Source organism: Bradyrhizobium sp. USDA3516, from assembly GCF_057651995.1.
Genome location: NZ_JBYGYN010000044.1, coordinates 1 through 228 on the forward strand (window position 1 = coordinate 1; position 228 = coordinate 228).

At 71.1% G+C, this 228-nt stretch carries 1 protein-coding gene; it reads left to right on the top strand.

Going from position 1 to position 228, the window contains the following annotated elements; translation table 11 throughout:
• Window positions 1–228 (top strand): DUF1522 domain-containing protein (locus tag AC24YW_RS36675; RefSeq protein ID WP_487487223.1); only part of this gene is annotated, 228 nt, incomplete at both ends.

Sequence of the window (228 nt, forward strand, 5' to 3'; positions counted from 1 at the left end):
GCAACCGGCCTGCTCGGCAACGCCCAGCCCGCCGACGGCGACACGCTGACCGTCAACGGCAAGACCATCACCTTCCGCAGCGGTACCGCTCCGGCGGCGACCGCCGTTCCGGCCGGCTCGGGTGTCAGTGGCCGCCTCGTCACCGACGGCAACGGCAACACCACCGTTTATCTCGGTACTGCCGGCGCCCCGGCTGCGACGGTCGACGACCTGTTGACCGCGGTCGAT